This is a genomic window from Paenibacillus sp. KN14-4R (genome assembly GCF_052180255.1).
In the GTDB taxonomy this organism is placed as follows: Bacteria; Bacillota; Bacilli; order Paenibacillales; family NBRC-103111; genus Paenibacillus_AM.
The window spans coordinates 3297719-3312342 of record NZ_CP197466.1 but is presented as its reverse complement, the minus strand read 5'-3'; the positions used below and the strand labels follow the sequence as shown (position 1 = coordinate 3312342).

The following is a 14624-nucleotide window of genomic DNA, read 5'->3' as shown; positions in this document are numbered from 1 at the left end:
GAGGAACCCATGGACATTTTCAAAAGAGTCGCAGAGCATCGTGACCAAAAAGAAAAACTGGCATGGTCAGGGACATTTGCCCAGTATATTGATATGGTTCGCGACAATCCGAGCTTGACGATGACTGCTCATTCGCGTGTTTATGAGATGATTGCGTCGCATGGTATTCAAGAGGATAACGGACAGCGGAAATACAAGTTCTTTGATCAGGAGATATTCGGTCTGGACCATTCCATTGAGAAACTGGTGGAGGAGTATTTTCATTCGGCGGCAAGGCGTCTCGATGTGCGTAAGCGGATTTTGCTGCTCATGGGTCCAGTAAGTGGTGGTAAATCAACACTTGTTACGATGCTAAAAAGGGGACTGGAGGCGTTCTCCAAAGCAGAAAATGGAGCCGTCTATGCGATCAAAGGTTGTCCGATGCATGAAGAGCCCCTTCATTTAATTCCCCAAGATTTGCGCCCTGAAGTTGAGGCTGTTTTGGGCATTCGCATTGAAGGTACACTATGTCCTTCTTGCCAAATTCGCTTGAAGATGGAATATGGCGGAGATATTGAAAAGGTAGAAATTGAGCGGGTGCTCGTGTCAGAAGAAGCAAGGATTGGAATCGGAACTTTTTCTCCGTCCGATCCGAAGTCGCAGGATATTGCTGACCTGACAGGTTCGATTGATTTCTCTACAATTACAGAATTTGGTTCCGAGTCTGATCCGCGTGCGTATCGGTTTGACGGTGAATTAAACAAAGCAAACCGAGGTATCATGGAGTTCCAAGAAATGTTGAAGTGTGACGAGAAGTTTTTGTGGAATTTATTGTCACTGACACAGGAAGGTAATTTCAAAGCAGGTCGGTTTGCTCTCATCTCAGCAGATGAAATCATCATTGCGCATACGAATGAGTCGGAGTACAAATCATTTATTTCCAACAAAAAGAACGAAGCGCTGCAATCCCGGATCATCGTCATGCAGATCCCATATAACCTCAAAGTTTCAGAAGAAGAGAAGATCTACAGCAAGCTCATTTTGCAAAGCGATATGTCGCATGTACACATTGCACCGCATGCGCTTCGGGCAGCAGCGATCTTTTCCATATTGACAAGGTTGAAAGATTCCAAGAAACAAGGGATGGATCTGCTCAAAAAAATGCAAATGTACGATGGTCAGATTGTTGAAGGATATAAGGAATCTGATCTAAAAGAAATGCAAAATGAATTTGCTGAAGAAGGGATGTCAGGCATCGATCCTCGCTATGTCATCAATCGCATCTCAAGTGCTTTGATTCGGCATGATCTGGAATGTATTAATGCGCTGGATGTGCTGCGGGCGATTAAAGATGGTCTGGATCAACATCCTTCCATTACGAAGGAAGAACGAGAACGTTATTTGAATTTTATTTCGGCAGCACGTAAGGAATATGACGAGATTGCGAAAAAAGAAGTGCAAAAAGCGTTCGTTTATTCGTTTGAAGAGTCTGCACGAACGTTGTTTGATAATTATTTGGATAATATTGAAGCGTATTGCAATTGGGGAAGGATCACAGATCCATTAACAGGAGAGGATATGGACCCTGACGAACGATTGATGCGCTCGATTGAAGAGCAGATTGGAATTTCGGAAAATGCGAAGAAAGCATTCCGTGAAGAAATCCTAATTCGTATCTCCTCATACTCCCGTAAGGGACGTAAATTTGATTACAGCTCACATGATCGTCTGCGTGAGGCTATTGAGAAGAAGCTATTTACTGATCTCAAGGATATTGTGAAGATCACGACATCGACCAAAACTCCAGATGAGAAACAATTGAAACGAATTAATGATGTGACAAAGCAGCTCATAGATGAGCATGGATATTGCCCTGCTTGTGCGAACGAACTGCTTCGTTATGTTGGATCTTTGTTGAATCGTTAAGCAGCTTGTCTCGCCCATTTTTCCACTAGGCGCTCACCTAACTGGGCAAGTGCACATAAGATGGTCATGAGGAAAGACCAGCTTAAGTGGAAAGGAATGAGGCATTCGTGGCAATTACGAACGCAAATCAGCAAATACCTAATACATCAATGAGGATGGATCATACAGATTATCAACAGCCAGCAGTTGAGTCATCCATGTATGATGAGCGACCTGTTGGAGGCATGCATGGTGGAGGACACCCGGGAGGTATGGGACACCAAGGAGGTGTAGGACATCCGGGAGGCGTAGGACACCCAGGAGCTGTAGGACATCCAGGAGGCGTAGGACACCCAGGAACTGCAGGACATCCAGAAGGTCATTTTGGGCATCATGGAGGGTTGGGTCATTTAGTTCCACTACTCTTATTAACCCCGTTTCTTTATAATAACCAACCGAACTATGTATCTTATCCTCCTGTTTATTATCCATGTCCATACCCGAACGAGAACTATTTATGTCCTTATTATCCATGCCCGTACCCGAACCAGAACTATTTATGTCCTTATCCTACCGCTACCCCCTATTAAAGGATGGAAAAGAATGAAGCTGAATGAAAAAATGGTTGAACAGGATCGTCGCCTGCTCAACCATTTTTATTGTGTTTATTTTAATTTTGCTTCATTAAATGCGAACATCATATATTGTTTCAATGTCTCGCTGCTGTCATCTTTATCGAAACGAGATTTGCCTTTGAGAATATCGTTAAGTTGTTTTAAATCTAACAGATTAGGGAATTCGTTCATGTTCTTTCCTTTTGCTTTCACAAAATCTGTAATGACCTTGGAAGCTTCCGCACGGGTTACAAATCCGTCTGGATCGAATTTGCTATCATTTTTTCCGACCATAATGCCTGTCCCAAATACAATCGAGATGTACGGGCTGTAATCATCAACTAGAATCTTCTGATAATCCTTCAAAGGGACAAAAGAGTCTTTAAAGCTATCTAAAGTTCGAATGAATGTGTTGTTATTAAAAGCAAGTGACTTTGCGATCAGCTTCGCCATATCTTTACGCGTAATCGGATCATCAGGTTTAAATCCATGAAGGAGGTCAAGATCAACAAGAATACCGTTATTAAGCAGCGCAAGCATGTCTTTTTCTGCCCAGTGTCCGGACACTTCTTTTAACTCTTGAGAATCATTCACTTTTGTATTGTTGATTCTTGATAAAATACTCATAAATTCAGCTTTACTTATTGTTTTTTCAGGTTGGAATTCTCCATTTTTATACCCGATAATGTACCCATCCATGTACGCTTGGTTAATGTAGGATTTCGCCCAGTGTGTGTCGGATACATCTAAAAAAATGGACGGTAATTTAAAAATGGAGTCGTTGCTCGCCGCAGAGGCAGGGGTTACTATGCACAAAGCAAGGATTATCGGCATGATGTATGATAGTATTTTTTTCAAGTGGTTTCATCTCCTTAAATAGTTGCTGTGAGTCGATAGACATGCTGTAAGTGGTAACTTATTCATTTTATAGGCAAAGTAAGGGTGTTTATATAGTCTGTTGGTCACTAATACCTATGTCTCATGGACTAACTTTAAATGGTGAAATTTCTTGTACAATAAGAAAAGACTTGCTACATGGCTAAGGTCACGGAGAACCTTAGAAGTGTGGCAAGTCTTCTTTTTTGTGGAATGTATGGATAGGGTGGTTACTTGCTACCTTGAACAGGTACAGCATCTTGGAAATATTCTTCCAGTGTTATTCCTTTTGCAAAAATGTCTTTGGCAGCGTCGATTCCGACAAAACGAATATGCCAAGGCTCATAGGCATAACCAGTTATTTGCTCTTTGCCTTGTAAGAAACGGATGACGAAGCCGTACTCATGCGCATGCTGGGCAAGCCATTTACCTTCATTCGTATCGATGAACGATTGTTCAATTTGGAATTTAGCACTCGCACTCGATACATCGATGGCAAGACCTGTCTGGTGTTCACTTTGTCCTGGTCTGGCGCTGAATTGAGCAGCCTTCTGTTCGCCTTGCGTCTTCACATTGTTTGCAAATACAACTTTTTGTGTAGCATACGAGCGATAGGCAGAAATACCAACAAGTTTGATGTTGTCCTTAGCAGCACCGGCAAAAAGACGCTCTAACGCATCAGCTGCTTCTTTACGCATCATTCTTTTCTCGATCTTATCTTTGAAGGAAAAAGGTACATTTGGATACACAAGATCGGGCGGTGTATAGCCATCTGGCAGTGCGCGCTGCTTATTTATGACGACCATGCGGTCGTTTTCATTCGTAACGACTGTAACATTTCCATTTAATTTGGCTGAGCTTTCAAGTGATGCCTTAATGGTTACAAGTGTTTGCTTACTTTTACCATGAAGAGCAGCCGTAATTGTTACAGCTTTACCGTTCGAATCCTTGGCAGCAACTTTCATCATTCCAGCTTCGTTAATAGACACGAGATCGGGGCTGCTTGATTGGTAAGTAATTCCCTTGGCTTGACTGATGTTTTCGATCTTGTCATTATTCATAATACCCTCAACAAGAAGAGCCTGCTCAGCACCCGGGCTTACTACGATCTCATTTGCTATTTTTAAATCTTTCAACTTGTCAGGCTTGACTGAATCTACACTCTTGGATGTTTGAGAGCCATCTTCTTTAGACGATGAACCACCAAAGCATCCACTTAATGCGACTGATAATGCGAGTAATCCGGATAGAATTGCTATTCTTCGTTGATTATTTTTCATGTTACTTGCTCCTTGTATAAGCTATTATTGAATTCATGATAGGTATCTGATTTGAATTCCAGAAAGAGGTGCGTGAAGCACATGGCTCATCGATTTAAGCAGCTGATGTTATTTACGAAGCTGGAAGCGCAGTCCTGCTTGTTTGCTGTCATTATTTTTAGTGCCTTGCTTGTGTTTAAGTTTATCCATATCCCTTATATTGCGACTTACGATCTCATGCTGATTGTCTGTTTACTTGCACAGTATATTTTGTTTCGTACAGGTATTGAGACTTGGGATGAAGTCAAAGTTATCTGTATGTTTCACTTGATCGGGCTTGCGCTTGAACTTTTTAAGATCCAGATGGGATCATGGGCTTATCCACAGGAAGCTTGGACCAAAGTTGGAGGTGTTCCTCTCTACAGTGGGTTTATGTATGCTTCGGTTGCTAGTTACTTGTGCCAATCGTGGCGGCTCTTAAAGCTTGAGCTGCACCGATATCCGAATCCCTTATTGACAGTATCGCTTGCTGTTGCTATTTATTTGAATTTCATGACCCACCATTGGATATGGGATTTACGTTGGTGGTTGACGGGTTTGTTATTCATCATCTATTGGCGCACTTATGTCACGTTTCAATTGGGCGAGACGAGATTGCGAATGCCGCTCGTAGCTTCTTTTTTTTGCATCGGCTTCTTTATCTGGATTGGCGAAAATATAGCAACTGCGCTAGGCGCATGGCAGTATCCAAATCAACAGAAAGTGTGGCACTTTGTCTCGATTAGCAAAATATCTTCATGGTTTCTGCTCGTTATTGTATCTTTCATCATCGTGGCACATCTCAAGCGTGTGAAGAACACGAATCCCTCCAAACATTCTACCAATAAAAACATTCAACTGTCGAATAAGAGCTAAGTGATCGCAGTGGAAAAAACAGGATCACACAAAAAAAGCACCCCTTTGATCTGAAACTGGAGCGAACCTTTCGGTGATCCAATGACATTCAAAGGGGTGTTTTTTTAAAAGAAATTCAGTACACATATAAACACAGCCATACTTACAACCGATAATCCTAAGAAGGTCGTCCCCGAACGTTTCTTTACTTGGAAAAACTTCAAAATTCCTAAAGAAACGAGTGAACCGATCAACATTACGAACACTAATATGATGAAAAATTGCGGCATTGTAATCGATGGATCAATGACTGCAGCTTGCAAAGTTAACATCCCTTTCATTCGAAAATTCGTGTATATAGCCCAATTGTACTTCGATCAAAAGCCCGTGTCTACGCGATTTGGGATAGAAAGTATAATTGATTTGTATTTTCTCCGAAATCTTCATAATATTTTCAAAAACAAGTGGAAAATCAATAGGTTTTAGGATTGGATAAACCCTTGTTCTGAATTACAATGAAAGTGTTGTTAAAATTTTGTAAACAACATGAATAGGGGGCTTTAAGTCATAATGATTTCAATTACTGAACAGAAAAGAATGCAGCAATTGCAATATATCGGCATTACCAATCAAGACTTACAGTTGTTACAGGAGCATGAAGCTTCTTTTAAAAAGATCGTGAATGCTGTAGTGGATCAGCTATATGTAAAAATCATTCAGAACGATGAACTACGTGTGATTATTGAAAAACACAGCACTCTGGATCGTCTAAAAGAAACGCAAGTCTGGTATTATCTTTCGATGACTGCGGGCCGTATCGACGATTCTTTTATTGAGCACAGGCTGCATATTGGTAAAATTCATTCTCATATTGGTCTGACAACAGATTGGTATCTAGGTACATACATGATTTATCTGGATATTTCCATTACTGAATTTAAGAAATTGCTACCTGAGAAATGGACAAGTGTTATCCATTCCTTGACAAAAATGTTTAACCTTGACTCTCAGCTCGTATTAGAAGCGTATGAGCGTGATGAAAAGCATAAAATCCAAAAGATCGCGGATCAAAAGCAGAATATGTTAAGCGGCATTTCTGTTGCTGTGCAAGAACTGGCATCCATGATGGCAGAGTTGAATGAAAGCACACATTCTATTGCAACAACAGCGATGAGTACAGCGGAGTCCCAGGATAAAGCGAATACGCTCGTTACTTCACTAAATGATGAAGTCGGACATATTCATGAAATGGGTGATTTAATGAGAGAAATCTCTGATCAAACCCATTTGTTAGGATTGAATGCGGCTATTGAAGCGGCAAGAGCAGGTGTTGAAGGGCGAGGATTTGAAGTTGTTGCCAATGAAATTCGTAAGCTTGCGAAGCATTCCAAAAAAGCACTGACGGAAATAGAAGATAAGTTGGAAATGATCACGTCCTTGCTAGCACAAGTTCAAGTGGAATCTGAAGGAACAGCTAACAACGCAAGGAACCAGGCTGCACATTCGGAAGAATTGGCTTCATTTGTAGAGATGATCGAACGCGTTACATCGGATCTTGAGAACTTAAAAGGGATCTCCTAGCATATAAACACCCCGTATTCCTCATGATCACATGCTTGGGAATACGGGGTGTGTTTACAATATCGAAGAAAGCGTCTAGACTTCCGAGTTAGCAAGCGTTTGTGTACGTAAGTCGCCCAGTGCTTGAGCAGAACCGAATACCTCGTAATGAACTTGATCGGATGGAACACCTAATTGCTTGAGCAAGGCACAAGCTTCTTCCATAAAAGGTACTGGACCGCAAATATAAGCTTCGACGTCCGTTGTAGGTAGCGCGGACTTTAGAACTTCAGCTCTGATCCTTCCCTCATAATCGAAAGCAAGATCTTCTTGGCGCGGCTTTTCATAAAGCGTGATTGCTTCTGCTTTTGAATGCTTGAATACATAGTCTTTGATTTCTTCGGCAAAAGGATGATAAGCGCCGTTCAGTACGGCATGAACAATCGTGACCGCCCTTGATTTCTTAGCAAGTGGACGAAGCATGGATAACAGCGGTGTGATTCCAATACCTGCACCTAGAAGGAGAACGGGGCGTTCACTTTCCTTATCCAGTACAAAGTCTCCCTGTGGAGGAGTAAGCAGGAGGACATCGCCAACATTCGTTTGTTGGTGAAGGAAGCTGGAGACGACACCATCAGCATGTGTATGACCTTCCTCATGTTTTACTCCAATTCGGTAATAGCCGTCGCAAGGACAGCTCGAGAGGGAATACTGCCGAATTTGGTCATATTTGCCATCGTTTATTTTGACTGATATATATTGACCGGGCAGGAATTTTGCGATAGCTCCGCCATCTTGTGGCTTCAAATAGAAGGAGTAAACGTTCGCTGATTCCTTCACTTTACGATCTATGATAAACGGTCGGAATCCACTCCAACCGCCGTCTTTATGCAAGGATTCTTCATACATATTCTGTTCGGTTTGAATAAAAATATCTGCAATGACACCGTAGGCTTTACCCCAAGCATCAATAATCTCTGGTGTTGCTGCATCACCAAGCACTTCTTTGATAGCGCCAAGCAAGTTTTCGCCTACAATCGGATAATGCTCAGCTTTAATGCCTAGCGAGACATGCTTATGAGCAATCTGTTTGACGACGGGGATAATAGTTTCCAATTGATCGATATGAACGGCCGCTGCATACACCGTATTAGCAAGGGCTTTTGGCTGATCGCCTACTTTTTGATGCGTTTGATTAAAAATATGAAGCAGTTCGGGGTGCTTCTCAAATAGTCGTTTGTAAAAAGTTTTCGTAATTTCATTGCCGTACATTTCAAGTACTGGAACGGTCGATTTAATAATGTTACGTGTTTGTTGATCTAACATGAATATTCGCCTCCGTACGATTGTAATGGGTTTACATTTAAAGTTATATCACTAATGCATCTTTAAAGATAGATCGTGAATATATCTTTTTGTGGCAAATGTGTTACAATTTGTGTAATGTGATGCAATGGCTTATAGATGTGAAGAGTGGAGGAATGACAAATGAGACTTACGTATTATACCGATTATTCACTTCGCGTTCTAATGTATTTAGCTGTGTTGGAAGAAGGACAGAAGACAAGTATTAGGGATATAGCAAAATCATACGGAATATCAGAAAATCATCTGATTAAGTGTGTTCATGAGCTTGGTAAGTTAGGACTTATCGCAACTTCGCGTGGCCGCGGAGGAGGCATTAAGCTTGCCGTAGATGCTAAATCTATTCGCATTGGGGATATTGTCCGTAAGACGGAAAAAGACTTTGATCTTGTAGAATGCTTTGATCCAAAAGTAAATACGTGCAGACTCTCGCCTTCATGTAAACTTAAGCACGTACTTGCATCAGCACTTCAGGTATACTTAAAGAAGCTTAATGAATATACACTGGCTGATATGGTCGAAGATCCAGCTATGATTCAGAATATACTACAGGAGTGATGGCAACATGATACGTGCAGCAAGAGCAGCTGATAGTAAATCTGTAATCCCGCTTATGCATACCGCAATCGATAATATTGCGAATAAACTTTCCGGATATGATGATGTGAAACGAATGTACGAGGCATTGACTTCCTTTTTTGAAAGTGAAGGCAATCGTCTTAGTTATACGAACACAATAGTGAAAGAAGTGGATGGGAATGTTGTCGGATTCGTATTATCGTATGACGGCAGTAAACAGGACGAGTTAGATCAGCCAATTATTGACCACTTGATTAAAGTAACAGGCAATAAAGATGTGTATTTGGAAAAGGAAACCCGTGAAGACGAGTATTACCTCGATTCACTTGCGGTTGATGATCGATATCAAGGTCAAGGGATCGGCAAAGCCTTAATGAAAGCTTTCGAAGTAAGAGCTGCAGACGAAGGTCATGACAAAGTCGCTCTTATTGTGGAAAAAGAAAATCATGGTGCTCATGCACTTTATGAGAAAATGGGGTACTGTGCTGACGGTAAGCTCATGGTATGCGAGCATGAATACACACACATGGTGAAGATGGTCTAACCCCATTTTCAGGGAAATAGGACAGGAGAGTTAATTAAATTGATTCTACAATTGGATCAGCTTGCCAAGATGCATCCAAGCCAGCCGGAGAGTGTGCTATTTTCTAAGATTTCTGCATCCATAGAGAAGCCAGAGATTATCTGTATGATTGGCTCTTCAGGACAAGGAAAAAGCACGCTTTTACGAATATTGGGCTATATGGATTGTGAGGATCAGGGGCGAGTTCTTTTGCAAAATAAGGATAAGAGCAAGTGGGTGCCTCGTGAATGGCGTCAGCAAGCTAGCTATGTCGCTCAACAGCCGGTCATGCTGGCTGGGACGATTGAAGATAATTTACGCACTGTCAGCAGGCTGCATCAAAGACCATTCGAAAAAGATAGAGCAACTCACTTGATGCAGCGGGCTGGTATGAGTGAAATGGCTTGGAGTAAACCGGCGAGTGATTTGTCCGGGGGTGAAAAGCAGCGAGTGGCACTTGTGCGGTCGATGCTGCTTCAGCCTGCTATCTTACTACTAGATGAAGTGACTTCTTCCTTGGATATGCATAGTAAGCAGCTCATTGAAGATATGCTATTGGAATGGCACAGAGAAGAAGGAACAACGTTGCTCTGGGTGACCCACGATATGGAACAAGCAAGGCAGTGCAGTAATCGGCTATGGTTTCTGGCAGAAGGAACTTTGCTTGAGGATCAGCGGACAGAGAATTTTTACTCATCGCCAATAACAGAGGCGGGTAGGGAGTTCTTAGGGTATACACGGGTACAGGCAGAACGATCAGAGGGGGGATAGTGTCTTGTCTAATCTTGCTTTGGCGTTAACACTTACATTCGTAGGGATTACGATCCTGCTCTCGATGAAGCAGAAGCTGGGGTTAGAGAAGGATATTCTCATCGGAACACTTCGAGCGACTGTACAGCTGCTCGCTGTTGGATATGTACTTCAGTTTGTTTTTGCGACGCAGCATGTTCTATTAATAGGATGTATTATTGCGGTCATGATCTTAGTTGCGGCATGGAATGCTGGCCAGCGTGCCAAAGGTGTAGCGGGAGTATTCTGGCGGATTGTTTTATCCATTGTCTGTACTGAAATTGTTACGCTTGGACTACTTCTCCTCTTACATATTATTGAGCCAACAGCACGATATATGATTCCACTAAGTGGAATGATAATTGGAAACGCAATGGTTGCATGCGGTCTATTTTTGAATCAGATGAAGCGTGAAGTCGCAGGTATGAGAGGGGAAATTGAGACGTATCTCGCACTCGGCGCAACAGTGCGTCAAGCGGTACATCCTGTTTTGCAGCGATCCGTGAAATTTAGTATGATCCCAACTATTGATAGTATGAAAACAGTCGGAATTGTTCAATTACCTGGGATGATGACCGGGATGATTGTAGCGGGAGCGAATCCTGTTGAAGCGGTACGGTATCAAATTCTTATCGTCTTCAGCCTATCAGCATCAGCTGCAATTGCGAGTATTATTCTAAGCATGCTTAGCTATCGCTTATGGTTTACAGCTGATACTCGGCTTCGTCAATCTTTGTAAATTACTTGTTAGGTCGGTTTAATGACGATTATGACATGTTTTCCGTTTATTTGTAGGCCCGTTTCGGGCTTACCATAAGTAGATAAATCCTGCAGAAGCTGCTCAGCTAGAATCTTAGCGGGTTCTGTCTTTTTTTTGTCAACTTGAACGGTCAATTGAACGGCATCTCCGGCAGCTAATATACGCTCTGCTTGACGTTTTTTCGTATCGTAATCATGATCTTCAATCGAAGGGGAAAGCTTAATTTCTTTGGTTTTCATCCCTTTTGCTGCTTTACGTTCTTGCTGCTTTTCCTTGTTTTTCTCATTCTTAACGTCTCCTCGACTAGCGAGCTTACAAGGTGGGGGACTTGAGGTAAGAGAAAGACAGACCAGATCGACTTTCAATTCTTTGGCAAGACGCAGCGCCTCTTGGGTTGCAACTATACCTAAATCCTCACCATTCACACCCGTTAGTACGACCTCAGATGCTTTAATTTTCTCATTCATTATCATAAGATTTCAACCACCTTCCACACCATGAATCCAATAAGAATACCACGAACGATAAGCTCCCCAGATGAACCCGTTTCTATTGCGAGATATTTCGGCAGTAGACGGAATTTTAACTTAAATGGCCATAAGAGCGCAACACCCTGAACATTTAGTAGATCAATCAAGGGGTGTGAAGCATAGGCGATAATAAATGACCACTTGTAAAGACTTGGTACTGGAGAAAGCAGCAAACCTAATACGATGAGAAAAAGGATAGAATGAGTCATTGTACGGTGGCGCACTTTCAAAATTCGAAGCAGAGCAGATAACGGGAACAAGATTTTGGCCATTGTGGAGCCCTGTTTATCTATGTCAGCCAGTGGACCAGCGATACAGCCAATCATAAGTGCAGCAGCGGCTTCCCATGATAATAGCGGTTGGTTCATCGATAAGACAACACTCTCTGCAGCAAGTAATCCAGCAAGGCTATGGGTTTTTTGTAGCATGAAATGATCCTCCAAGTTGATCTAAGCTGTAACAATTCATGATTCAGCAACAATCCATTATAGCAAACATATGATCTCATATCTATCGTGATTTATTTGATTTTTTTGATTGACTTGGAAATGGTTATCGCATATAATCGCATTATAAATTGCCTATACGCAAAACTTATGTATAAAGACAACAATGAATATCATTCTCACTCATGCTGTTCCTCATCTAGGGGAACAGCATGAGCCATTTTAAGGGAAGTAATAATGATTATCATTATAATTATGAAAAAGGGGAGCAAATAAATCAAGGCAATAGGCGATCGCATATTGATTTAGATTAATTTTTAAATTATTATAATTATTATAAAGTTTCCTGAATACAAAAATTATGCCTAAAGTAAAAATGAATATCATTCTCAATCATGCTGTTCCCTTTCGGGGGAACAGCATGAGCCATTTTAAGGGCAATAATAACGATTATCATTCACAGTCAAATTCATTTAAAAGGAGTGTTACTCAATGAGTCAATCAATCAGTCATACAAAAACATCGACACAATCTTTATCGTTGAAGAAAGAAAAGTGGGTTCATTTTATAGAACAATATGGAGAAATCACAGGAGCATTAATAAGTGGTGTTCTCATGGCCATTGCTTGGATCTGGGGACATTATACGGATGGACCTGTTTACCTCATGTACTTGGCTGCATATATCATCGGCGGCTACGCCAAGGCAAAGGAAGGTCTAATTACTTTATTTAAAGAAAAGGATCTGGACGTCAATTTATTAATGCTGCTTGCTGCTGTGGGCGCTGCATGTATCGGGTACTGGGCAGAAGGTGCGATGCTTATCTTTATTTTTGCATTAAGTGGTGCGCTTGAAACGTTTACGATGAATCGTAGTTCCAAAGACTTGTCTGCTTTAATGGGAATGAAGCCTGAAACGGCTATTTTATTTCAAGAAGGGAAAGAGATTGAAGTTCCGATTGAAAGCTTAGAGGTTGGTCATGTTGTAATCGTAAAACCAGGTGAACGAATTCCCGCGGACGGTACTGTTAAAGAAGGAATTTCAGCAGTTGATCAGGCTTCGATTACGGGCGAATCCATTCCGGTTGATAAAACGGCAGGTAGTGAAGTATTTGCAGGAACGCTTAATGGGCAAGGGGCTTTATTCATTGAAGTGAAAGAACGCAGTGAATCAAGTTTATTTTCTAAAATCATTCGTCTGGTGCAAGAAGCACAAAGTGAAATGCCGAAATCGCAAGTATTTATGGAAAAGTTCGAACGCATTTATGCTAGAGTCATTTTACTTGTCACTGCTGTACTGATGTTCTTACCGCATTTTGTGTTTGGATGGAGCTGGAATGAAACTTTTTATAAAGCAATGGTATTCTTAGTCGTCGCGTCTCCTTGTGCACTTGTTGCTTCCATTATGCCAGCCGTACTGTCTGCGATTTCGAATGGTGCTAGGAAAGGTATGTTGTTTAAGGGTGGCGCGCATATTGAGAACTTAGCGCAGGTCGAAGTTATTGCTTTTGATAAAACGGGTACCCTTACGCATGGAAAACTAGCTGTAACCGATATACGAACTTTCCAAGGATACACGGAGGAGCAGTTTATTCAAATTGCAGCATCCCTTGAAAGCTTGTCCGCACATCCAATTGCGAAAGCAATCGTCCAAAAAGCGAGTGAAATGTCGTTAGAAATAAGAAGACCGATGGATTTTGAATCTCACACAGGTTGGGGAATTGAAGCTAGTTATTGCGTGGATTCATGGAAAATTGGTAAGCCAGGTTTTGTTGAAGAGGATTTGAAAGAGAATCAGCAGGTTGCTTTGCAGATTCACGATCTTGAGAAACAAGGTAAGACCGTTATTGTACTGCAAAACTCACAAGGAATTGCGGGTATTATCGGTTTGCAGGACCGTGTAAGACCTGAGGTAAAAAGCTTTATTGCGAAGCTAAGAGAAAGTGGCGTTCGGGTTGCGATGCTAACAGGTGACCAGAAAATGACCGCACATGCGATTGCGCAAGAGGTGGGCATTGAAAACGATATGGTATTCGCCGAATTACTGCCTGAAGATAAGCTGAATGTGATTAAGCAATTGAAAGACAAACATGGTAAAGTCGGCATGGTCGGCGATGGTGTCAATGATGCACCCGCACTAGCAACAGCGACAGTTGGTATTGCGATGGGTGTTATGGGAAGTGACGCTGCTCTGGAGACTGCGGATATGATTCTGATGAATGATGATCTGAAAAAAATCCATGAAGCGATCGTGCTGGGCAGACGTTTGAAGAAGATTGTGAAGATGAACATGGTGTTCGCGCTGACGATCATCGCATCGCTGATTATTTCCAACTTTGTCATCGGTGTACCGCTTCCATTAGGGGTTATTGGACATGAGGGTAGCACGATTCTTGTTATCTTGAACGGATTGCGGTTGCTGAGGTAGGTGGGAGTGGGAGTGGGCGCTGCGGAGAAAGAAGGTGCTTTCAGTCGCTGTTGAAATCGTGAATAGTTGATTAGGTTAG

At 41.8% G+C, this 14624-nt stretch carries 15 protein-coding genes; 9 read left to right on the top strand and 6 right to left on the bottom strand.

Translation table 11 applies throughout. From position 1 onward, the window contains the following. Positions 1–9: 9 nt before the first annotated feature. Positions 10–1905, top strand: a complete 1896-nt coding sequence (locus ACSBOP_RS16200; protein WP_442601557.1) for a PrkA family serine protein kinase — start codon at positions 10–12, stop codon at positions 1903–1905. Positions 1906–2012: 107 nt separating this feature from the next. After that, entirely contained in the window at positions 2013–2474 is a 462-nt protein-coding gene (locus tag ACSBOP_RS16195) for a hypothetical protein (RefSeq protein WP_442601556.1), read from the top strand. A 75-nt stretch (positions 2475–2549) separates the two neighbouring features. Here the strand turns inward: ACSBOP_RS16195 and ACSBOP_RS16190 are convergent, their stop codons facing one another. Together ACSBOP_RS16190 and ACSBOP_RS16185 are read right to left on the bottom strand one after the other, a co-directional pair. After that, positions 2550–3356, bottom strand: a complete 807-nt coding sequence (locus ACSBOP_RS16190) for an S-layer homology domain-containing protein (protein WP_442601555.1) — start codon at positions 3354–3356, stop codon at positions 2550–2552. 248 nt (positions 3357–3604) lie between these two features. Further along, complete coding sequence (locus tag ACSBOP_RS16185; RefSeq protein ID WP_442601554.1) at positions 3605–4654, bottom strand: M15 family metallopeptidase; 1050 nt, start codon at positions 4652–4654, stop codon at positions 3605–3607. An 81-nt stretch (positions 4655–4735) separates the two neighbouring features. On the opposite strand from ACSBOP_RS16185, the gene ACSBOP_RS16180 reads away from it, so the two are divergent. After that, entirely contained in the window at positions 4736–5548 is an 813-nt protein-coding gene (locus ACSBOP_RS16180) for a DUF817 domain-containing protein (RefSeq protein ID WP_442601553.1), read from the top strand. A 104-nt stretch (positions 5549–5652) separates the two neighbouring features. On the opposite strand, the gene ACSBOP_RS16175 is transcribed toward ACSBOP_RS16180, so the two are convergent. After that, positions 5653–5868 (bottom strand): hypothetical protein, encoded by a 216-nt coding sequence (locus tag ACSBOP_RS16175; protein ID WP_442601552.1) that lies wholly within the window; start codon positions 5866–5868, stop codon positions 5653–5655. A 229-nt stretch (positions 5869–6097) separates the two neighbouring features. On the opposite strand from ACSBOP_RS16175, the gene ACSBOP_RS16170 reads away from it, so the two are divergent. Further along, a complete protein-coding gene (locus ACSBOP_RS16170) occupies positions 6098–7108 on the top strand; it encodes a protoglobin domain-containing protein (RefSeq protein ID WP_442601551.1) in 1011 nt (336 codons plus the stop codon). A 75-nt stretch (positions 7109–7183) separates the two neighbouring features. Here the strand turns inward: ACSBOP_RS16170 and hmpA are convergent, their stop codons facing one another. Beyond that, positions 7184–8413, bottom strand: coding sequence for an NO-inducible flavohemoprotein (gene hmpA / locus ACSBOP_RS16165; protein WP_442601550.1), 1230 nt, complete (start codon positions 8411–8413; stop codon positions 7184–7186). 162 nt (positions 8414–8575) lie between these two features. On the opposite strand from hmpA, the gene ACSBOP_RS16160 reads away from it, so the two are divergent. From ACSBOP_RS16160 to ACSBOP_RS16145, 4 genes are read left to right on the top strand one after another with little or no spacing between them, the layout of a single operon-like run. Then, on the top strand, positions 8576–9010 hold the full coding sequence (locus tag ACSBOP_RS16160) for an Rrf2 family transcriptional regulator (RefSeq protein ID WP_442601549.1): 435 nt from the start codon (positions 8576–8578) through the stop codon (positions 9008–9010). A 7-nt stretch (positions 9011–9017) separates the two neighbouring features. Beyond that, positions 9018–9575, top strand: a complete 558-nt coding sequence (locus tag ACSBOP_RS16155) for a GNAT family N-acetyltransferase (protein WP_442601548.1) — start codon at positions 9018–9020, stop codon at positions 9573–9575. Between the two features lie 39 nt (positions 9576–9614). Continuing rightward, a complete protein-coding gene (locus ACSBOP_RS16150; protein WP_442601547.1) occupies positions 9615–10364 on the top strand; it encodes an ABC transporter ATP-binding protein in 750 nt (249 codons plus the stop codon). A 4-nt stretch (positions 10365–10368) separates the two neighbouring features. Beyond that, positions 10369–11121: an ABC transporter permease gene (locus tag ACSBOP_RS16145; protein ID WP_442601546.1), complete on the top strand. Its 753-nt coding sequence runs from the start codon at positions 10369–10371 to the stop codon at positions 11119–11121. 8 nt (positions 11122–11129) lie between these two features. On the opposite strand, the gene infC is transcribed toward ACSBOP_RS16145, so the two are convergent. Both infC and ACSBOP_RS16135 read right to left on the bottom strand, forming a co-directional pair. Next, positions 11130–11615, bottom strand: coding sequence for a translation initiation factor IF-3 (gene infC / locus ACSBOP_RS16140; protein ID WP_442601545.1), 486 nt, complete (start codon positions 11613–11615; stop codon positions 11130–11132). Continuing rightward, positions 11612–12100, bottom strand: a complete 489-nt coding sequence (locus ACSBOP_RS16135; RefSeq protein ID WP_442601544.1) for a metal-dependent hydrolase — start codon at positions 12098–12100, stop codon at positions 11612–11614. The genes infC and ACSBOP_RS16135 overlap by 4 nt, the downstream gene beginning before the upstream one ends. A gap of 510 nt (positions 12101–12610) precedes the next feature. On the opposite strand from ACSBOP_RS16135, the gene ACSBOP_RS16130 reads away from it, so the two are divergent. Continuing rightward, on the top strand, positions 12611–14545 hold the full coding sequence (locus tag ACSBOP_RS16130; RefSeq protein WP_442601543.1) for a heavy metal translocating P-type ATPase: 1935 nt from the start codon (positions 12611–12613) through the stop codon (positions 14543–14545). Positions 14546–14624: the final 79 nt, after the last annotated feature.